Genomic DNA, 21,432 nt, shown 5'->3' on the forward strand with positions numbered 1-21,432 from the left:
CCCAATGACCTCCGGAATCCAAACGGTTTTATTGGCCCATTGATTCCCGGAATCCATGGCCCAATATCACCGGAATCCCTGGCCCGTTGACCTCCGTTTTAGACACTGTAAACTTTTTAAAAGGTATGATTTGATGACTTACGAAGATAGATTCAATAAATACATGGAAGTCTCAAAAACCAAAAATCCAAGATTTAATAGGAAACAGCATCGGGATTTTGCAAAAGAGTGGGCCAAAAATGGACCTCTAACGAAAAAAGGGTATATAGAAAAGACCCAAAAAGAACATTATGAAGAATTTGACAAAAGGTTTGGAGTCTTGAGCTTAACAGCCAACCATTCAAATCTATCAATGTGGAATAAATACAGTGGTTCAGGCAAAGATTTTTGCGTTGGTTTCGACTCTGAGGTCTTTTTTAGCAAAGTAGGAGGAGGAGGGCCTGTATTTTATGTGGATGAATTACCAGTTATCTATCATAGTGATGACAGGAATACAGAACATATTAAGCAAGTCTTCCACAAAGAAAAAAAATGGGCATTTGAAGAAGAATATAGAACCCATAAGTTTTATCCTAACCCAGCTTCAATTAAGGATCGTCAAATAATACTGCCTCAAATTTGCTTCAAGGAAGTTGTTTTTGGCTGGGATATAGCCCAAAAATCGAAAGATGAAATAATGGAAGTATGTATCAAAAACAATTTGAATGTGGATTTTAAACATGCCACTTTAAATGGAAATGGAATAGTTATACAACAATTAAACATTTGATGAATTCAAATATTCCCCGACCATTCCTGTCACAACCCATACCCTTTTTCACTTATTTTAGTATCTTGCTTCTTGAACAGTTTTTTAGCTAACTGTTTAGTATATGTTTTACCATAGACTTAAAGAAGGTTTTTTCTTGTAAGCTATTTTCCAGCTATTTGTAGGTGATTTACACTTGTAATGGCTGGTTTTAAATTAAGAGATAAGTTATCAATGAAGGATAATAAAAAGAAGACTGTCCACGTCCATCGGACCATCATGTTTCAGGAATTGGAGAAGGTGATGGATTTTGGGATTGATTTAGATACGTACACCACCGCTATGGAGGCCAATGTTTTCGGCAAGAAGTCAGCAGATGGGATCAAACAAACGTCTAACTTTTTATCCAGGATCTATCTCTTTGACCCAAAGGTGGACAGTTTTAAAGTATTCAAATACTTTTGGAAAATAACTTCAGAAGATGAAAGACCTCTTATGGTTTTTCTATTTGCCTTTACACAAGACCACTTGCTGTTTGAAAGTGCTGAGGTAGTTGCACAAACTCCCCTTAAAGAGAAGGTAACTGTAGAGGCTTTTAAAGAGAATTTGGAGCGCTATTACCCAAATAAGTATTCTGCTGTAACTTCACATTCCATTGGTAAAAATCTCGCTAGTTCTTGGAAGCAAGCAGGCTTTATCGAAGGTAAAACCAAGAATATCCGAGTACAACCTGAGATATCTTATAAAGTAGCTGCCTTTGCCTTTTTCTTGGCTTTCTTAGAAGGGGATAGGGGAGAGTTTATTTTAAAAAATCCTACTGTCAAATCTCTTTGCCTAAGCGAAACCAAACTCAGAGATCTTGCCATTGAAGCAGCAAAACAAGAACTATTGCAGTACCAATACAGTGGAAGTGTTACATCGTTTGCTTTTCCACAATTGATATCCAAACTACAAATCTTCGACTAACCTATGATTGCAAAAGTAGATCAACTGATTCTGGAGTTTGACAAAGTAGTCAATGAACCCTGGAACTCCACCTTATCCGGACAGGAGAGAGTATGGTTTCTGGTATATGACCCTGCCGAACAGCGAAAAGTCAGCTTGAGGATAGGGGAGTTTGAAACAGCAACGCTCCGAGCTGGAAAAAAATGGCAGGCCATCTCTATGAAAAACTGTTTCCCTGAATGGATGAGCAAGCACGATTACCGGGATGAATACTTTGCCAATCCTGAATACATTGTAGATCAGCTGGAAGCGGAGTTTATACCATTCGCTATAAAATTCCTTAAAGAGAAATTAGTAGCGTTATCACAAGACAGTGATACCTTGGTGGCACTGTTGGATGTTTCTTCATTGTTTGGGTTTGCAAGGCTATCAGAAATCATCAAGCATTGTGATAGAGACTTTCAGGGAAGGTTGCTGATTTTCTTTCCAGGTGAATTTGAACAAAACCAGTACAGATTATTGGATGCCAGAGATGGATGGGATTACATGGCTAGACCCATTACGATATAAAATTAGTAGAGATGAAGAATAAAGACCTTTTTAAGTTAAACCCAACTGATACCAACATCAAAAACGATGGGGTTGCCAAGATCAAGACACTTTTAGAAACGGATGATCTGGCTATTGCAGAATACGAATTGAAGACCTTCGTCTGTGAAGGTGAGTATCACGATGGTTTAAAAAAGATTCTGGAAACCTATTTGTCAAATTTTGAAAAGAAGGATTCCAATATTCCTGCTTTTTGGGTGTCAGGCTTCTTTGGTTCGGGTAAGTCCCACTTGGTGAAGATGGCAGGCTACCTATGGGATGATTTTGAATTCCCAAATGGGGCTACAGCAAGGACTATTAAACCATTGCCTACCGAAATCAAAGATTTATTAACAGAGATCGACCGGAAACAGAAAATCTACGGTAGACTTTCGATTTCAGGAACATTGAGAGACTTTCCTTCCAGAGATATCAGTTACTCTTTTTTGCAGATCATGCTGAGTGCATTAGATCTTCCCCCTCAATACCATCACTTCAAATTTATTCATTGGACTATAGAGGAGGGTATTCATGATGAATTAAAGCAAAAAATAGAGTCACAAGGGAAAGTATTCAGAAAAGAAGTAGAAAATCTTTTTGTCTCCTCAGCATTGGCTAAAGCAATTTTGGAAATCAAACCTGATTTTGCAACCAATGAAGCACAGGTACGTGAAATTTTCAGAGCTCAATATCCACGGGTAGAATCCATTTCCCGAGAGAATTTTATCAGAACCATCAAAGAAGAAATCCTTCCGCTAAAATTCGGTGAAAAAATACCTTGTACCCTGATCGTGTTGGATGAGGTACAGCAATTTATTGGTACCGATGGAGATTTGGCCAATGCTGTTCAGTTTTTGGCGGAAGACTTATGTTCCAGGTTTGACAACAAATTTCTCTTTGTAGCTACCGGACAAAATGCCCTTCAGGATACACCTACCCTCCAAAAGTTGATGGCCAGATTTAGAGTGCCTATTCAGCTTTCAGATACCGATATCCAAAAAGTAATCCGTAAAACCATCCTGGAGAAAAAGCCGTCTGCTGTCACTGCTATCCAAAATAAACTGGAAGAAGCAATGGGGGAAGTGTCGAGAAATCTTTCAGGAACTGATTTTGCCTTTATCAATGAAGATAAAAATATGTTGGTGGCTGATTATCCTATTTTGCCATCTACTAGAAAATTTTGGAACAGGCTTCTTAAAGTAATTGATACTGCTGGCACACAGGGGATGCTTAGAAATCAGCTTCGGATCATCGATGAAAGTTTGAAGCATGTGGCAGATGATGCTGTTGGAAGAGTCGTTCCTTCGGATTTTATATTCAACCAAAACCAAACCCAGCTGATACAGTCAGGATTGCTGCTCTCAGACACCAACACGCTTATTCAGAGCAAGAAAGCAGAAGCGGGTGATGGTTTGTTGGAAAGTAGAATTCTGACAGGTGTATTCCTGATTGAGAAACTTACCAACGAAGCAAAGAATACCGGTCTCAAAGCAAACGACGCGCATATTGCAGAGCTTTTGCTAGATGATCTCAATACCAATTCAGAAAGCTTCCGGAATAAAATCAAGGAGTTGATTCAAAAGCTGGTTGAAGAAAAGGTCTTAATGCCTATCGATGATGAGTATAGACTTCAGACCAAAGTGGGTGCTAACTGGGATCAGGAGTTCCGTAAACATCATGTTAAAATCTCCAATTCTGGAGAAGATCAGATCCATAATCTCCGTAAAGAAAAAATACTAGCTTACTTCAAGGATAAAACCAAATCCATAGCTATTCTGCATGGGACTTCAAGAGTAGCTAGAGTTTTTGAACTTTGGGACAAGGATACGGCACCCAACAGGGATGAAAAACTCCACCTTTGGATCAAAGATGGTTGGTACACCAACGAAACCATGCTCATGGCAGAAATCCGGGCCTTGGGTAATGACACCCCACTAGCCTTTGCTTATGTAGCCAAACAAAGAGATCCAGAACTCCGAACCGCTATCATCAACTACATTGCAGCCAAAAATACCTTGGATTCTATGGGAATTACAAATTCTATCGAAGAACAACAGGTGATGCGCAGCATGGAAACTAGGAAACAAACCTACTTGAACAATATTCAAGAGCTTACTGAGAAAATATGTAAAGAAGTGGTGATACTCCTAGCGGGAGGCAATAAGGTGGACGGTGCGTTTGTGAGGGACAACATAGAAAGCGCCCTTCATGCAATTGCTGATAGACAGTTTCCTGAATTCAAAAATAAGGCAGACTTCGCTAACTGGCCTAAGGCATTGACCAAAGCCATTAATGGCAGTCCAGATGCATTGGATGCTATAGGTTATAGAGGTGAGGCGGTGAACCATCCTGTGGCATTGGGTATCCTTAACTTTATTGGTAATCAGAGCAAAACAGGTCGTGAAATCAGAAATCACTTTAGCATTGCTCCTTATGGCTGGACACAGGATGCGATTGATACCATGCTGATCTGTCTCAAGCGGAGTGAACATCTTTCCTCTACCGAGAGCGACCTGAAAACAGGTACCATCAATCAAGCAACCTTCAAAAAGGAGATCCACACCCTTTCTGCAGTTCAAAAAATCAGCATCAGAAAAATGCTGCAAGAAGCAGGGATCAATTGCCCTCCAAACCAGGATATTTTCCCATACTCCAATGATTTTTTGGATAGGTTGAAGAATCTGGCTCAGAATATCTCCGGGGAAGCTCCAAAACCAGAGCGAATCAATACAACTTTTCTTAAAGAGATCTCCAACAAAGAAGGCAATGAACGCCTTTTGGATATGCTCAATCATAAGGATGAACTGAGCGAAAAATACAAGGACTGGACTAAGAAAGAAGAGCTGCTTAGAGAAAGAGAACCTGATTGGGATGTGCTTTGTGAGCTGAAGAAATACTGTCCTAACAGTCCGGATTTTGGGATGATTGTATCGGAGATTGATGCCATTAGAGATAACCGCCTGATCTATCAGGAGCCTGATCCTATTCAACCATTACTGAACCAACTGAAGGAGAAGCTGGGCAACCTCCTCAATGAGGTGATAGAAAAATACCTCCATCAGCGAAATGAAAGAATGGAGTTGCTACAGGCCAATGAATACTTCAGTAAACTCAGTCCTGAACAGAAGCATGCCATTCTTGCAAGGAATCAGTTATTGACCTCCTACGAGACAAAAATCTATGATGCTTATAACCTGTCGCATCAGCTGCAAAAGATTTCTCTGGACAACTGGAAGACCAAAATCTCTGCCCTTCAGGGACAGTTTGATGCAGCGCTGAACGAGGCCATAGAACTGGCAGCACCGAAGGCAGCAAGTTTCTACCTACCCAAACGTACCATCAACAATCAGGCAGAGCTGGAACAATATATTTCAGACCTCAAGGCAAAACTTGAGACTCTTTTAGAAAATTCATCATCCATTATTTTGAAGTAATGTCCGTATTATCCTCTTCCCAACGAAGCACTTTAGAGAAAGCAGTCAGTCAGGCCAGGAAAAGTGCTGAAAAAGGTGCCAAAAATGCCCTGATGAGTTTGGCTGTGGATCAGGCAGAACCTTTTAGCCACATGAGTCCCGATCAGCGCAGTCTGAGAAACCGTCTCCGTCAGAAGGGACGGCTTTTGGGGGATGTTCTGGAACAGAATGGAGAGCAACGTATTCAGAAGCTTTCTTACGAACTCGCCTACGAGACCTGGCACAAGATGCTCTTTGCGAAGTTTTTAGAAGTCAACAACCTGCTGATGCACCCTGATGGTGTGGCCGTTACCCTGATGGACTGTGAGGAACTGGCAGCTGAAGAAGGTCATGCCAACAAATGGGAAACAGCCATGCACTATGCTTCACTGATGCTGCCGGCGATTTTTAGACCCTCCGACCCTGTGATCCAGGTGCAGTATGCCAGCAATGACCGCATAGAACTGGAAGAGATCATATCAGCTTTAGAAGACAACACCTTCCAAACAGACGATGCCTTGGGTTGGGTCTATCAGTATTGGCAAAGTGAGGAAAAAGATAGAATCAATAAATCCGGAGATAAAATCGATGGAGAAAAGCTCCCTGCGGTCACCCAACTCTTTACGGAACAGTATATGGTGGACTTTCTGATCGACAATACCTTGGGTGCTTGGTGGGTCAGCAGAAACCCTGGGGTAGAACCACCTGTCAAGTTCGAATACCTGAGGTATTTGGAAGATAGTACTCCCGCAGCAGGGAAGTTCGAAGGCTGGCCGGATAAGACAGCTGCAGTCACTTCTCTAGATCCCTGCATGGGTTCAGGGCATTTTGTGGTTTCTCTATTTCCGGTCTTCGCCAAGCTAAGGATGCATGAAGAAGGACTCGGTAAAGAAGAGGCTACAGATAGAGTAATTCGTGAAAACCTCCATGGCTTGGAGATTGACCCGCGCTGTACACAGATCGCAGCCTTTAACCTGGCCCTGACGGCCTGGAAATTCTGTGGTCACTACAAAGAGCTTCCCGAAATGAACTTGGCTTGTAGTGGTATCGCTCCTAAAGGGAAAGAAGAAGATTGGGTAAAACTGGTAGGAAAGGTAGATCGCTTTGAAGACAAATCCAGGATGGAAAATGGAATGCGTCAGCTTTACAAACATTTCCAATTGGCACCTGAATTAGGTTCCCTTTTGGACCCTACCACTATTCAAGCAGATGTGTATACTGCCAGTTTTGAGCAACTCCAACCTGTTTTAGATAAAGCTTTGTCAACCGAACTGGAAGGGGAACAATTTGAGAGAGGGGTATTGGCAGCTGGGATAGCAAAAGCGGGGCTATTACTTTCTAAAAAGTACTTTTTGCAAATTACAAATGTACCGTATTTGGGTCGAGGACGACAAAAAGAAAAGGGTGAACTGGCTAACTTTTGTTCTATAAACTTTCCATTATCTAAAGGAGAGCTTGCAAATGTATTTTTTGAAAGAATGTTGAAATCAAGCCGAGGAACAGCATGCACAGTAATGCCACAAAATTGGTTATTTCAAGCAACTTATAAAAAACATAGGGAAGATTTATTAAAAAAATGGAAATGGGACTTTATTGTTAAGTTTGGATCAGGTGCATTCAGTCAAATTTCAGGTGAAGTAGTAAAAGCTATTTTGGCATCAGTTTCGAAAATAAAACCATTAGAGGACGATACTTTTTTTGGTATAGATGCCTCAAAAATAACAGGTGTTGCCTTGAAAGATGATGCAATAAAAATAAACAGTTTAATAACATTAATCCAAAAGAACCAACTAAGAAATCCAGATTCAAAAATAATTCTTGAAAACTATTCTAATAACAAATCAGTTGGTTTACTTCAATTACATATCGATTCTTATCAAGGGATAAAAACAGGTGATGATAGTAAATTCAAATTTCTTTTTTGGGAAAACAGATCATTAGAAAATTGGATGTTATCATATGGCGGTCCATTTTCTTCAAGTAAAGATGGGTGCCATTATATGTTAAATTGGAATAATGAAGGTAAAGATTTTGCTAGATTTCAGGGTCAAAAAGCGTTTGATAAAATTGGTTTTTATTTAACTAATGTTGGGCGTTTACAAGGCTGTGAATTTTATTCCAAACCTTTTACAAGTGAAATAACGGTAATTATTCCCAAGGGGGATATCAAGTCCGAGGTTGTCTATTCTTATATTCTTTCTAAGGAGTATCGAAATGAATTAAGAAAAATTGATCAAAACTTGGCAATTTCAACAGCCTCTGTTGGAAAAGTTCCATTCGATCTTGAACATTGGCAAAATGTTTCTAAAGAACAATACCCGAGTGGCATTCCTCTTCCCTACTCAAATGATCCAACTCAATGGATTTTCCATGGACATCCTCAAAATTCTGAAAACCCTCTTCAAGCGGCTGTTTCAAGAACTATAGGTTACCGCTGGCCCGCAGAGTCGGATCCGGAAATGGAACTGGATCCTAAAGCAAGAGAACTGATTCATGAGATTCAGGCATTTGATCACTTCAGTGATGAGGATGGCATATTCTGTATTCCTTCTGTAAATGGAGAAGCTGCGGGGGCCGATCGGCTTCGCGAATATATCCAAGCAGTTTGGGGTGCACAGTATGATATTTCTACCATCACCCAGCTCTTGGAAAAAGAAGGAGCTTCTTCTGCAAATCTGGAAGCCTGGCTGCGTGATGAGTTTTTTACACAACACTGCAAGGTATTCAATAACAGACCTTTTATCTGGCATATCTGGGACGGAAGAAAGGATGGATTCTCAGCTTTGGTAAACTACCACAAGCTGACTAAAAACAACCTGTCCAAGTTGATCTATACCTATCTCGGTGATTGGATCCGCATGTGTGAAGCCAAAAAGAAAGCAGGTGAAAGTGGTGCCGATGGGTTATTGAGCGCTGCCCTGAAGCTGAAGGAATCCTTGGAATTGATCCTAGAAGGAGAAAAGCCCTATGACATCTTTGTACGCTGGAAGCCGCTCTCGGAACAGCCCATTGGTTGGGATCCGGACCTGAATGATGGGGTACGCCTGAATATCCGTCCCTTTATGGAGGCCAATATCCTCCGTAAGAAACCAAATATCAAATGGGGCAAAGACCGTGGCAAAAACCCTCCTGGAGCACCCTGGGGCGAGGAAAGAAACAATGATCTGCATTTGAGTTTGGAGGAAAAGAGGAGAGCGAGAGGCATCTAATGAAAAAATGATACAACATGAAGAATTCAGCACACTTTTTACAGGTATTCGAAGAATACAAGAGCTCGGAACTCTATCAAGATAGAGAAGCTCAAAAGGCTATTATTCCAGTTTTTAGGCAGATTCTGGCTGAAGCATTGACCATAGAGCCGTTTACCAATCAGGTTCTGACAGACCTGATTCAGATTTTCAAATACAACTGCTCTAACGATACTTTTGATAAAAAATTGGAAGCTTTAGTATTGGATGAAGCTAAACGAAAGTCTATCTGGGATGCAGCGATGGAACATTATGTTCCTGGGTATACGAATGCTGGTAAAACAGGAATTGTAGGATTGACTGATGAAGAGCTTCAAACAGTAAGAAATTTTCTGCTTGATGCTTTTAAGTTGAATACCGTTCAAGAAGCCAAAAAGCTAGTTTCCGAATATGAGGAAAAGAAAGTTCCAGAAGTAAAAAGAGGTGTTTACTCTCCTTGGTTATTTTATATCAACCCAACACTTTTTCCCATTTTCAACAACTCCTACTTAAACTTTATCAACTGGTATAATATACCAAATGAATATGAAGAAGTTATTGAACCATTGCATGAATTAAAATCATTGGTAAAGGAAGATGATTTCAGTCATATCGATCAAGTTGGCCACATATTCACGAAAGACGGTAGATTGTTTATGGCAAAAACGCTTGAGCTTGGTGGTCAAAGCATTTACAAGATTTCACATGGGGCTTTAATTTTCAATAAAGATTTTGAAAACGAAGCCATTATTGACATTGTAGATCAAAATAATTGGATCACCCTAAATAGGTATACTAAGAGGGGGCAAGGTGAAAAGTTTGTAAATGAGATTAAGGAGGGTGATTATGTTTATCTCTGCTATGGAGGTGACAAAATAAAGTGGATAGGTCAAGTTACATCAGGGATAAAAGATTTTAGCCCTGATGTAGCATCACTTTTTGGACCTGAAAAAGAAGATTGGATCTACAGAGAAGTCAAGCCTATCTATTTTCCCAAAGGTGAAACACTTTTGGGACTAAAGGATCAGAGAACCATGATCATGCCAAGTGGTAATTCTACTTTTTGGAAAATAAAGCCCTCTGAACTTGAATCAATCAATAAACTCTTGTTCCTACCCTATTTTAACCTTGAAGTGATTGACAATGATCCTAATGAGGAATTTGGAGATCAAGAGGAAGATGAAACAGTAGCTATGGAAAATAAATCAAATCACCCGCTTAATTTTATCTTGTATGGACCTCCGGGAACGGGAAAAACGTACAAGACCATTGATCGATCATTAGAAATTATTGATGGAGAAGTGCCATCCACTAGATTAGATGCCAAAGTGAGGTTTGCTTCCTTACAGAAACAAAAGAGAGTATTTTTTAATACTTTCCACCAAAATATGGCCTACGAAGACTTCATTGAAGGCATCAAACCCGTTCAAGCAGAAGATGAAGATTCCTTTTTGAAATATGAAATTCAAGACGGCTTGTTTATGCAGGCCTGCATTGAAGCGACATACAATTACCATGTGAAAAATAATAAATCAGACCATTTGGTTGAGCAATTATTGGATTTCAATGGATTGTATGACCTCTTGTTTGAAGAAGTTTCCAAGGGAACTGTTAAAGAAATCAAAACAGTCTCGAATAATGACCTTGAAATCAATATTACTTCACAGGGGAATTTTGTTTTAATCCATAAAGGAAGGGAAAGAGCCTACACTGTATCAAAAGACAGATTGTCAAGAATTTATGATGTATACCCAAATCCTTCTACTATGAACAATATTCACGAAAATATTCGTGATATTATAGGGGGGAGCAATTCAACTGCTTATTGGGCTGTATTGAATAAAATTGCAAGCTACAGGAATACCAACAAAAAGACTGAGATTCCGGTAATAGCTAAGGAACTTAGCTATGAAGATAAGAAGAAGGTTGTTCAAAGTATATGGTCGAAAAGAACCGTTCAAGTTGTGGCCAATGATAAGGCTGATCCTTTTGTATTCATTATAGATGAGATTAATCGAGGTAATGTTTCACAGATTTTTGGTGAATTGATCACCTTGATAGAACCTGACAAACGGATGGGTAAAGATGAAGTTCTCTATATTGATCTTCCTTACTCTAAGAATGCATTTGCTGTCCCACCCAATCTGTATATCATTGGCACCATGAATACCGCGGATAGAAGTGTGGAAGCATTGGATACAGCATTGAGAAGAAGATTTAGCTTTAATTCTATGCCTCCTTTACCGGAAGATCTAAAACCAACCTCGGATGGGATAGATTTACCAAAAATGTTGGAAAGGCTGAATGAAAGGTTAGCGGTATTGAAGGATAGTGACCACACCATAGGTCATGCCTGGTTTTGGAATGTTACAGATTTAGAAGGTCTAAAAACAGTCTATGCCAATAAGATTCTTCCGCTACTTCAGGAGTTCTTTTACAACGATTATGAAAAGTTAGGATTAGTCTTAGGGGATGCCTTTTTTGAGGGGAACACGCAAGTGGATTCCAGTATTTTCGCCAAATTTTTGGCTGGGAATGGAATTGCTGGGCAATATGAACAGGTTTGGCAATATCGATTGAAAGACCCAATGAAGCTAGAAGCCAAGGATTTCCAATCCATCTATTCTTAAAGCTGGCCAAGTATGAACTCCTGCAATAAACCCATACAGGTTTTTGAATATACTACCCTTCAGGTACAGGAGGATTCTTGTTTCCAAAGGAGACATTGGCAGCTATTGGGTTGGTACAACGAAACGCATGGAGGGAAGTATTTTGATCTGACTCCAAACGGTGTCAGATTCAAACAATTCGTCGGGGTGATTCAAGCGGGAGATTTGGTAATTGAGGTTCTCCCAAAGGTGGGAAAGCAAGCAGCACAGGGGCAGGAAGCGGTTTGGAGCAAAGTATTGTTGGATATGTTAGCAGAATGCCACTGGATGCAGGTAGAAGCAAATGAAAAGGCATTTCTAAAACATCGCTATAACAGCATCCTGGAAGCTTATCTGGAGGTTTATGTAATGGCCTGTGAGCAATTGCTCAGACAAGGTTTGATCAAACGATATAGATTGCAGGATGTGAACTGTAAAGCCTTGAAGGGCAAATTGCTCTTTGGCAAAAATATTCAATACAATCTCGTTCATCAGGAAAATTTCTATACCAGGCATCAGGTCTATGATCAAAACCACCTCCTCAATCAGATCCTGCTCAAGGCACTAAGGTTGGTTTCCACTCTTAGCAAAAGCCCTTTGCTAAGAGACAGGGTACAATCGCTGCTGTTAAACTTTCCTGAGTTAAACGACATTCATGTAAATGCTCAAACTTTTGAAAAACTACACTACAATAGAAAAACTGCTTCTTATCGTGATGCAATTGAAATAGCTGCCATGCTATTGCTGAACTACAGACCTGATATCAGCGGTGGAAGTAATCATGTACTGGCCATTCTTTTTGACATGAATCAGCTATGGGAAGAATACATTTTCAGAGCCCTCTTTAAGAAGAAAAAACAAGGTTGGTTTATACAGCCTCAAAATCAAAAACGATTTTGGTTTGCCGACAATAGCAGATCCTTTAAATTGGTTAGACCTGATATCTCAGTGACCATAGATAAGAAGGTTTACATGATTATAGATACGAAATGGAAATTGCCAGATTATAACAACCCTGCTGATAACGACCTGAAGCAGATGTTTGTGTATAATGAGTTTTGGGATAGTAAATCTGCAATTTTGCTGTATCCCTCGGCAGAGTTTTCCGAGAACATTTCATTCGATTCAGGCTATTTCAAAAATGGAGACAAAGAGCTACATCGTTGTGGGATGTTGAGGGTTTCGGTTCTGGCAGAAAATCAGAAGCTGGATCGTCAACTTGGGGAAAGATTAGTTACATTTATTGAAGACGAAATTGAAAGATGCGCGAAAGTATATTCGATAAAATCATAAAAGCACTCAGGCAAAGCACCTTGCATAACAGCAGCTTGATGGAAAGCCCAGAAGTTATTTTGTGGCCGGATCCGGAAAGCCAATGGAAGGAGGTTATTCCACTGCTACAGCATGAGTTACCGGAGTTATTGACTTATGGTCAATTTGATCCGGTACAGAAGTCAGGGCCTGCTATATGGATCAAATGCATGGTGGCTAGGCTTCTTCCGGAAGCGGATTGGGAACCACATGCGGTACCTATTATCTATTTGCCAGGTATTTCCAAAGCGGATTTAAGAAAAGTCGAAACAGCAGTTTTTGACCTACAGCCTTTGCTTGAATACCAGTATACCGGCAATCTTTTTCTACAGGAAAATGGAAAAGAGTGGACCGTATTGGCTTTTGTGGAAAATGTACAGCATGGACTGGGAATTAAAGTGCAGAAGGATAACAGTACTAAACAGGCGCTAAAAAAGGCACTTCCATCCATTTTTATGGAAAAGGAAATGTTTTTGAATAAAAGTCAAATTGATGCAGGTTTCTTGAATATCATGGTTTTTCCGGAAATCAATGAAAGCATTCTCCAATGGATGATCCATGGTGATAGGTTTTTGGAATCCATGGATAGCTCCAAAAGGAATGTGTTTATAGAGTTATGCAAGGGTCAGTTTGATTTTACGCTGGATATCAAAAACATCAAAGACATTGCATTAAAGTTGGGTAGCCAATCCGGAAATTGGAAAAATGTGTGGCAGCTATTTGCCAATAACCCAAAGAAATACGCTCCAATAGAGGAATATTTGAAACTGTCCATGCCGGTAGATTTGGGTGTAGGTATGTATGCACTACCAAGAGAAACCTGGCCTCAGTTAAATGAAGCCGAAGAAAATAAACTTGCAGATGCTTTGAATGCCCTCACAAAGCTGGATATTCCTAAAGCAATCAAGAAACTTCTTGAGTTAGAAAATCAGCACAAGGAAAGAAGATCATGGGTTTGGGCAGAATTGGATAAAGCACCTTTAGCTAAATCCCTCAGTTATCTGATGAAATTGGCTGAAAATAGTCAGTTTACATTTGGTAACTATTCTCTGGAAGATTTGAAGGATTACTATGCAAATGAAGGCTATGAGGTAGATCACTTCATGCGTAAATCACTACAGACTGTCAAGTCTACACGGGACAAAGAAATCATTTCAAAAGTGATCAGGATGTTTTACATGCCTTGGCTGGAATCTCTTACTGATCGTTTTCAAAAATTAACTGAACAAGATTCAAGTGTTTTTTCACATCAAACAACAGTTGAAGAAACGATGGATTTTATCCTTTTTGTAGATGCTTTCAGATACGAATTGGCTAAAGATTATATCCAACATCTTTCGAAGGAATCCCCATCCATCAAATTTTACATGAGCACTTCTTGGTCTGCTATCCCTTCTTTAACTCCAACGGCAAAAGTCCAGGTTTCTCCGATTGCTTCTATGGTAAGCGTAAACAGTGATTGCAGGGAGTTTAGACCTCAGTTAAAAAACACCAAAGATCTTACTACGGCGGCCTTTCGAGATGCATTGAAAGATAAGGGCTACGAATACGTTTCTAAACTCTCAGAGATAGAATCTGGAAAAAAATACTGGATGGAAATAGGGGATATAGACACCAAAGGGCACCAAGAACAATCGGGCTTAGTCAGAAGGGTAGAGGAACTCTTTGACCAAATCACCGAAACAGTTGAAGAGATTTTCTCCAAAGGTTATACCAAACTTAAGATCGTCACTGATCATGGATGGTTACTTTTACCAGGAGGTCTACCAAAAACCCAACTATATGCAGAGTTGACTGAGACAAGGTGGGGGAGGTGTGCTCTAATGAAAGAAGGAGCTGTGACACCGCTTTTACAGCTACCTTGGAGATGGAACCCCTCAGTTTTCATTGCCTACGCACCAGGAATAAGTTTCTTCAAAGCCAATGAAGAATATGCACATGGGGGTATATCCATTCATGAGTGTTTGGTACCTGAAATTGTTCTGGAAAGCCAATTCAAACCCAAACACAATGCTCAAATAAAACACATAAAATGGGTAAATTTGAAATGTAACGTAGAAACAGCGCATGCACCAGATGGCTATAAGCTTGATGTTCGCACGAAAGCTTCTGATGAAAACACATCCATTGTTGTTTCTCAGAATAATCTTGTGAGAGAAAATAAGGGAAGGGTTATGGTGAACGATGATTCGGAGGGAAAAGCAGCAACCATTGTCTTACTGGATAGCAACGGTGTCATCATGGACAAAAAACTCACTTCTGTTGGAGGATAACAACTTTTATTATGGTATTAGATAATATTGATCGGATAGCAGCATCAGCTTTTGAAGGATACATCGTCCGCAAGGACTTGTTGGAACAGTTTAGAAAAACCTATCCTGTGCCTACTTATGTCATTGAATTTTTATTGGGAAGATACTGTGCTACTACGGATGAGGAAGAAATTCAAGAAGGGTTAGAGATAGTTAAAAGGCAACTCTCAGACCGTACCGTCAGGCCAGGGGAAGAAGAATACTTCAAATCTAAAGCAAGGGAAAATGGTTCAATTAAACTAATCGACATCATTACAGCTAGGCTGGATACGGCTTCTGATAGTTATGTTGCCAATCTGCCTAGTTTGCAGCTGAATCGGGTGAGGATTTCTGAGGAACTGGTCAATGAAAACGACCGGATATTGACAGGAGGTTTTTACGCAGAAGTTGAGTTGGAATATGATGCTGCTATCGCTCAGGAAAATAGTGGTAGACCTTTTGGAATTAGGTCTTTGAGACCGATTCAATTATCTCAAAGGAACGTTTTGGATGTTCTTTATCAGGGTCGTGAACAGTTTACTTTAGCCGAGTGGAAAGACTTCCTTATCCGCAGTGTAGGAATGGAGCCATCCACTCTCAGCGAAAAAGCCAAAAATGTACTTTTTGTGCGAATGATTCCATATGTAGAGAGAAACTACAATATGGTTGAGTTGGGGCCAAGAGGTACAGGAAAGTCACATTTGTACCAACAGATTTCCCCTTACGCTCATTTAGTTTCCGGTGGTAAAGCTACTGTGGCCAAGATGTTTGTTAATATGGGAAGTGGTGAAAGAGGCTTGGTCTGCAAATATGATGTCGTATGTTTTGATGAGGTTTCGGGTATCTCCTTCGACCAGAAAGATGGCATCAACATTATGAAGGGCTATATGGAAAGCGGCGAGTTTAGCCGTGGCAAAGAACCTATCAGAGCAGACGGTGGTGTGGTGATGGTAGGAAACTTTGATGTGGATGTAGAGCATCAGCAGCGGGTTTCCCATCTATTTGGTCCCATGCCAAAAGAAATGCGGGATGATACCGCCTTTATGGACCGAATCCATGCTTTCGTTCCGGGTTGGGATTTCCCTAAATTGAATAAAACCTACTTTACTGAGCATTTTGGTTTGGTCAGCGATTTTCTATCTGAATGCTGGACCCGTATGAGAAATACCAGCCGATTAACGCAGATTCTTCCCAGAATTGACTACGGAGGGGCTTTGAGTGGAAGGGACACCACAGCGGTAAATAAGACGTTGAATGGTTTGCTGAAATTGATGCAGCCAAATCCTGATGCGCCAATTTCTGATGAATTGCTTGAGTGGGCTATTAAAATTGCTTTGGAATACAGAAGAAGGGTAAAAGAGCAACAGAAAAGAGTTGGTTCTGCAGAATTTAGGAATACGCATTTCAGTTACCGTATTGGAGATGAAGGAGTGGAAACCTTTGTCACTACTCCAGAAATCCATAGTGAAAACACCATCAGTGAAGACCCACTTCCTCCTGGACAAATATGGGCAATCAATGCCGGAGGTCAAGAAGAATCCATAGGTCTTTATAAGGTAGAAATCAACATGGGACCAGGATCAGGAGTTAAAATCCTCAATAGACCGGTGCCGCCACCATTTCAGGAAAGTGTGCGCTATGCTGAGCAAAACCTTTACAGCAAAAGTAAGACTTTGGTAGGGGATAGAGATCCAAGATCACACGACTTTTCCATTCAATTGAGAGCATTTGATTCATCCAAAAGTGGTAATGGTATGGGTATGGCTGTATTGATGGCCATGTGCAGTGCCATGTTGGAAAAGAATACCAAAGGAGGTCTGGTAGTCGTAGGTTCGCTGAATCTCGGAGGTTCTTTGGATATGATCTACAACGCCGTCAATATTGCAGAATTGGCCGTCGAAAAAGGAGCATCCACCTTACTCGTCCCTCTCAATGCCCGCAAGCAACTGAATGATTTATCCGACGACATGATTACCAAGATCAATATTCAGTATTATACAGATTTAAGGGATTGTTTGGTGAAGACTTTGATGGAGGGGTATTGATGCTTCAATACCCCTTTACTTTAAAAAGGCTCATTTTTTGGTTTAGGTACAGGTACTAAGAATGGGTATCTCTTATAAACAAAGTTAGCTAGTTCATAGTGTCTTCCGGCCTCAATTAAAGTCTCAACAGGGACTTTTTTAATATCGCTAAAATAGGTGTGATATTTCAATAAAAAATAGTCTTGATGTGGGCTATTATATAAACTTTTGTACTGGGGGTAACAGAAGAAATGAGGTTTAACTCCTTTACTTAAATCATAAAGCATGACAAAAGCCCGATCAACTTCTTTTTCAGTAAATGGTAATTTTCGTCTTTCTTCTATGATTCTGTTTATAAAAGAAATGATTTTTTTAATTAGCCTGTATATTAAATACAATAAGATAAAAATTCCCACACTTTGATAAATGTAATAATCAATCAAAAAAGGATATTCATATGACAATATCAATAAAATTGAAGGTGTACATACTACAGTTAAATAAATGATCCAGGTAGGGGGAGATTTTTGCATTTTGAATATAATTTATGTCAATTAAACACTGCTAATACTCTCACAATTCACCAATCAATTCATATCCGGTAAATGCATCTAAAAAGAAAACATCATACTCTTTCCTTTGTGGCTTCGAGAAAGACATTTTATCTAGATTTGGGTTAATTGGTTGAATGGTCCTTGTAATCGTAGTTTTTCCTTTATTTAAAATCCCTCCAGATTCAACAAAAATTTCCACACCAGCTAATGATTTCCATTTGGTTACTTTTCCATTTTGAATGTAGAAGTTTCGTAAATCACAAATGATCTCTCTATCAGAAAGATAGCCTAACTGCCAGCCATCATTAACTTTGAATGCAGGAGGATTTGAATTGTATTCTTTAATAATGTTGGATAATTTTTTCTGCGTAGCGTCATAAGCTTTAACAAAGTCATTAAAATAAACTATCAGTTCTTTATGTGGGGTGTTTGGAAAAAAAATTGAGTTACCAATTCTAACCTTTGATTTTCCATTTTCGATAGAATAAACAGGTTCAATGACTCCATTTCCTTCATCATCAAAAAGATTATTTGGAAAATGTGCTTTTGAGAAAAAAATATCAAGTTCATTGAAAATTGGATTCATATAAGTAACCCCTACGATTCGATTATTTTGTGTGACAACCGTTGCATCGTGAACAAAACCTAAACTGTTATTATCAAATACTAAAGAAACCTTGTAGAACCCATCAGGTATATACTTTGGGTAATAATTAATTTGATTTTTATAATTAGCTTCAATTTGCTCAAATGCTCTTCGTCTTGAATTAATATTTTGCGGAGTCCGATATTCCCGTAATTTTAAAAGTCTATCTTCTAAATATTTAGTATAGATATCAACCTCTGAAAAAGCCCTTTGTTGAATTATGTTTTTTTGTGCTTCTGCATAAACTCGTTCTAAAAAGCCCCAGTCCGGCGTATGTAAAATAAGAGGACCAAACTCCAATGGTATTCCAAAGGATTTATCTAATTTGTTTTTTTGAATATTGTCCTCTTTGTATTTAGCCAATCCTTCAAAAACTCCTCTATTAAAACCATCAAGATAATTGTCTCTTGATTCATTGATTCTAGGAAAAGGTATCAGTATTGGTTCTGGGGCAAAACATGCTATACTAGATAGTTTTTCATAGCAATAACCTTCCTTGAAACCAGCCCTGTAGCCACGTTCAAAAAGACTTTGGGACAATAAATAATTACTCCAAACGAGTATGAATAAAGTAAGCGTAAATTTCATTCGAACTCTACAAATAAAATGATAATTATGTGATTTATCATGTTGGAATTCCTATTTCTCCAGCATTTACTGTGAAATTAGTTTTTTTGAATTAAAAAATAAAAGACGCAAAAGCACATTTTTTTTGGCTATAATGTAAGAGCTTGATTCTTAAAATTTTTAAATTTTTGTTTAGGTTATCTAATTTATTAGTACATACTTTAATGTGTTTGTGAAATGAATAAACCTTATTGTAATCTAAATTAATCGTAAGAACTTGCCATTTTTATTATCTCACTACTCGATTTTAAATAAGTTCCTATGTCGAATGAATAAATGGGAGAAATGACATGTTTTGGTATTTTTCTTCTTTTTAGAAAATCCTCCAAAAATGATTTTTCAAGCCAAAAATATTTGTTGTAGGTAAATATTTGGACTCCTTTATTGTAAAGTGAAATGTCTTCCGATTTCAAGAGATAAGTCAAGTCTCTAGGTAAAATAAGTTTATTCAAGGTTTCATAGCGAAGTATGTTATCAAATGAAAATTTTTCGAAGTTGTTTCGGGCGTATAAGAGAATTGCATATTTATTTTTATCACTTTTTAGTAAATCTTTACCAGATAAGATATTCCATGCATTGATGTAATCAATTAAGTCGCCAAATTTTATCGATTTGTATATCGTTTTTGGTATAAACAGATCTTCAAGCTCACTTTTTTTGATTTTGGGAAATAGCTTTGTTTCGAATAAGCCAAAATTATAAAACCCAACCTTTTCATCTCGAAAATTTAAATCAATTGGAATCACATAATCTTTTTCATAGGAATTCATAAGTTTATTTATTGACTTTTTGGAAATCAACTCCAGGTGATAAAGATTAAGTTTATTTCTTACTAAAGAATAAGACCTGAAAAAGGAATACAAATAGTTCTTTTCCCCTACGGAGGATAAAAATGGTAGTTCTTTTTCAATATCGTTGATCAAGAAGTTTTTTGAAATATTAGTTAAGTTATTAGCTTCTATTAATTCAAAATAGCCTTTAAAACTTTTGAGAATATGCTCTAATGCAAACGTCAAAAAGTTAAATTGGTCCTTAACAACATGTTCATCTTCTCCCTTAAGCATTCCAAGAAACATAGATGCGACTATATATTCTTTGAATGTTTTGGGCTCTTTAAGTGTATTGTAGATATTATAAGGGATTACAAACTGCTCATTTAATTCCTCAACATCTTTTCTGCTTACCAAAAATCGAACAAAATGTTTGTATTCATCAGGTTTTAAACGTGTTATCTCAAAGTAAAAATTTGTATTTAAGAAAAATCCATAAAGGTTTAAAAATTTAACTTTTGCATTTTTAATTAACCCGTGCTTCTCATACATAAGTTTAATTTTAGATAAATAAGCTACAGCCTCTAGGACCTTTTCTTCATTCTCAGACTGGGCATCATTTAATATTTGTTGAGGAAGCATATAAAATTTGGCATCTTCCATCCAATGATCTTTCTCTACTAAAAATTCGACCTTTTTGAAACTAACTGTATTAAGCTTTAGAAACTGTGTACTGTCAACCAACCACTTTAAAAATTTGATTGTGTTCAATAAAAGCTCTAAATGCGGGACATTTTTTTCTTTTTCGATTAATTCTAAAAATTTGTGAAGCCTATCTTCTTTAACATTTTTGGCTACAATATATCCTTTGTAGATCTTTAATATCTTACCAGAAATCAATAGCCTTAAAAGCTCAAAGCTCTTTTTATCTTTTTTTTGTAGATGAATTAAAAAGTCCTGAAAACTATTTAAAGATAACCCGTTAAATTTGAATGAGCCCGGAATGATGGAGAAAGCAATGATGGATAAGAATACGTCAGCATCATTTTGAAGATGTTTATTGGAATCGATTGTTACAAGTGCATGGTATTCTGATTTTTTTTTGAGCCAGTCAAAAAGATAATCTTTTTGTGCATGTGATTTTGCTTGATCCCAATAGCTTTCATCTGAGATCACCTTTTCAAATAGTGCTTCTGCTGAATGAAATTCTTCATAAGAAAATTTATAAGGGTTAATTTCTAATTCAGATTCTTGAAGTCTATTTTCTGCAATAACTTTTCTCAGAACATCAATTGCTTGCTTCAAAGAAATTCTGAAAAACTCTCTATTTTTATTTTCGCGATAGACATTTAAGAATTTGTGAGTTTCTGTCTCAGCTAAGTGACAATCACTAACAAGAGTCTGATAAACAACCTGAAAGCTATGAGGAACACCTGTATTGCGAGATAGTTCTTCCGCTCGAATTTCTGGAGGTCTTGTGGATTTTCCAATTTTAACTAATCCAGGCATGGAATTATTGATTAGGATATAAACATATCCTTTTAAAATTTTATTTTCCGAGATCATTCTCTTGTGTTAAAAGTCTTCTTTAGGTGGATGGG

12 protein-coding genes are annotated in these 21,432 nt (G+C 38.3%); 9 read left to right on the forward strand and 3 right to left on the reverse strand.

The genetic code is table 11. The annotated features are described in order from the left end of the window. Positions 1 to 163: 163 nt before the first annotated feature. The 9 genes from IE080_RS15835 (at position 164) to brxL (ending at position 17,255) form a co-directional block, all read left to right on the forward strand. Positions 164 to 769, forward strand: coding sequence for a DUF2971 domain-containing protein (locus IE080_RS15835; RefSeq protein WP_189584866.1), 606 nt, complete (start codon positions 164 to 166; stop codon positions 767 to 769). Between the two features lie 213 nt (positions 770 to 982). Beyond that, the gene (locus tag IE080_RS15840; RefSeq protein ID WP_189584869.1) at positions 983 to 1,714 is read left to right on the forward strand and encodes a hypothetical protein; all 732 of its coding nucleotides are present in this window, start codon (positions 983 to 985) and stop codon (positions 1,712 to 1,714) included. Between the two features lie 3 nt (positions 1,715 to 1,717). After that, positions 1,718 to 2,263 (forward strand): DUF1788 domain-containing protein, encoded by a 546-nt coding sequence (locus IE080_RS15845; protein ID WP_189584872.1) that lies wholly within the window; start codon positions 1,718 to 1,720, stop codon positions 2,261 to 2,263. 11 nt (positions 2,264 to 2,274) lie between these two features. Further along, positions 2,275 to 5,715 (forward strand): BREX system P-loop protein BrxC, encoded by a 3,441-nt coding sequence (gene brxC, locus IE080_RS15850; RefSeq protein WP_189584875.1) that lies wholly within the window; start codon positions 2,275 to 2,277, stop codon positions 5,713 to 5,715. Further along, complete coding sequence (locus IE080_RS15855) at positions 5,715 to 8,942, forward strand: Eco57I restriction-modification methylase domain-containing protein (protein WP_189584878.1); 3,228 nt, start codon at positions 5,715 to 5,717, stop codon at positions 8,940 to 8,942. Before brxC ends, IE080_RS15855 begins: the two co-directional genes overlap by 1 nt. Positions 8,943 to 8,959: 17 nt before the next feature. Then, complete coding sequence (locus IE080_RS19695) at positions 8,960 to 11,590, forward strand: McrB family protein (RefSeq protein WP_308428179.1); 2,631 nt, start codon at positions 8,960 to 8,962, stop codon at positions 11,588 to 11,590. Between the two features lie 12 nt (positions 11,591 to 11,602). Next, on the forward strand, positions 11,603 to 12,901 hold the full coding sequence (locus IE080_RS15865; RefSeq protein WP_189584881.1) for an McrC family protein: 1,299 nt from the start codon (positions 11,603 to 11,605) through the stop codon (positions 12,899 to 12,901). Then, positions 12,871 to 15,192: a BREX-1 system phosphatase PglZ type B gene (pglZ, locus tag IE080_RS15870; RefSeq protein WP_189584883.1), complete on the forward strand. Its 2,322-nt coding sequence runs from the start codon at positions 12,871 to 12,873 to the stop codon at positions 15,190 to 15,192. Before IE080_RS15865 ends, pglZ begins: the two co-directional genes overlap by 31 nt. Before the next feature lie 11 nt (positions 15,193 to 15,203). Continuing rightward, positions 15,204 to 17,255: a protease Lon-related BREX system protein BrxL gene (brxL, locus tag IE080_RS15875; RefSeq protein ID WP_189584884.1), complete on the forward strand. Its 2,052-nt coding sequence runs from the start codon at positions 15,204 to 15,206 to the stop codon at positions 17,253 to 17,255. 20 nt (positions 17,256 to 17,275) lie between these two features. Here the strand turns inward: brxL and IE080_RS15880 are convergent, their stop codons facing one another. From IE080_RS15880 to IE080_RS15890, 3 genes are all read right to left on the reverse strand, one after another. Then, a complete protein-coding gene (locus tag IE080_RS15880) occupies positions 17,276 to 17,767 on the reverse strand; it encodes a hypothetical protein (protein ID WP_189584885.1) in 492 nt (163 codons plus the stop codon). Positions 17,768 to 17,807: 40 nt separating this feature from the next. Then, complete coding sequence (locus IE080_RS15885; RefSeq protein ID WP_189584886.1) at positions 17,808 to 19,022, reverse strand: hypothetical protein; 1,215 nt, start codon at positions 19,020 to 19,022, stop codon at positions 17,808 to 17,810. Positions 19,023 to 19,264: 242 nt separating this feature from the next. Further along, complete coding sequence (locus IE080_RS15890) at positions 19,265 to 21,397, reverse strand: GIY-YIG nuclease family protein (protein ID WP_262893063.1); 2,133 nt, start codon at positions 21,395 to 21,397, stop codon at positions 19,265 to 19,267. Between the last annotated feature and the right edge of the window lie 35 nt (positions 21,398 to 21,432).

This window comes from Mongoliitalea lutea (genome assembly GCF_014652135.1).
GTDB classification, from domain to species: Bacteria; Bacteroidota; Bacteroidia; order Cytophagales; family Cyclobacteriaceae; genus Mongoliitalea; species Mongoliitalea lutea.

What these genes read in the sequence shown, in the direction of transcription:
- IE080_RS15835 (WP_189584866.1), top strand. Translation starts at nt 164, where the DNA reads ATGGAAGTCTCAAAAACCAAAAATCCAAGATTTAATAGGAAACAGCAT.
- IE080_RS15840 (WP_189584869.1), top strand. Translation starts at nt 983, where the DNA reads ATGAAGGATAATAAAAAGAAGACTGTCCACGTCCATCGGACCATCATG.
- IE080_RS15845 (WP_189584872.1), top strand. Translation starts at nt 1,718, where the DNA reads ATGATTGCAAAAGTAGATCAACTGATTCTGGAGTTTGACAAAGTAGTC.
- brxC (WP_189584875.1), top strand. Translation starts at nt 2,275, where the DNA reads ATGAAGAATAAAGACCTTTTTAAGTTAAACCCAACTGATACCAACATC.
- IE080_RS15855 (WP_189584878.1), top strand. Translation starts at nt 5,715, where the DNA reads ATGTCCGTATTATCCTCTTCCCAACGAAGCACTTTAGAGAAAGCAGTC.
- IE080_RS19695 (WP_308428179.1), top strand. Translation starts at nt 8,960, where the DNA reads ATGAAGAATTCAGCACACTTTTTACAGGTATTCGAAGAATACAAGAGC.
- IE080_RS15865 (WP_189584881.1), top strand. Translation starts at nt 11,603, where the DNA reads ATGAACTCCTGCAATAAACCCATACAGGTTTTTGAATATACTACCCTT.
- pglZ (WP_189584883.1), top strand. Translation starts at nt 12,871, where the DNA reads ATGCGCGAAAGTATATTCGATAAAATCATAAAAGCACTCAGGCAAAGC.
- brxL (WP_189584884.1), top strand. Translation starts at nt 15,204, where the DNA reads ATGGTATTAGATAATATTGATCGGATAGCAGCATCAGCTTTTGAAGGA.
- IE080_RS15880 (WP_189584885.1), bottom strand. Translation starts at nt 17,767, where the DNA reads ATGCAAAAATCTCCCCCTACCTGGATCATTTATTTAACTGTAGTATGT.
- IE080_RS15885 (WP_189584886.1), bottom strand. Translation starts at nt 19,022, where the DNA reads ATGAAATTTACGCTTACTTTATTCATACTCGTTTGGAGTAATTATTTA.
- IE080_RS15890 (WP_262893063.1), bottom strand. Translation starts at nt 21,397, where the DNA reads ATGATCTCGGAAAATAAAATTTTAAAAGGATATGTTTATATCCTAATC.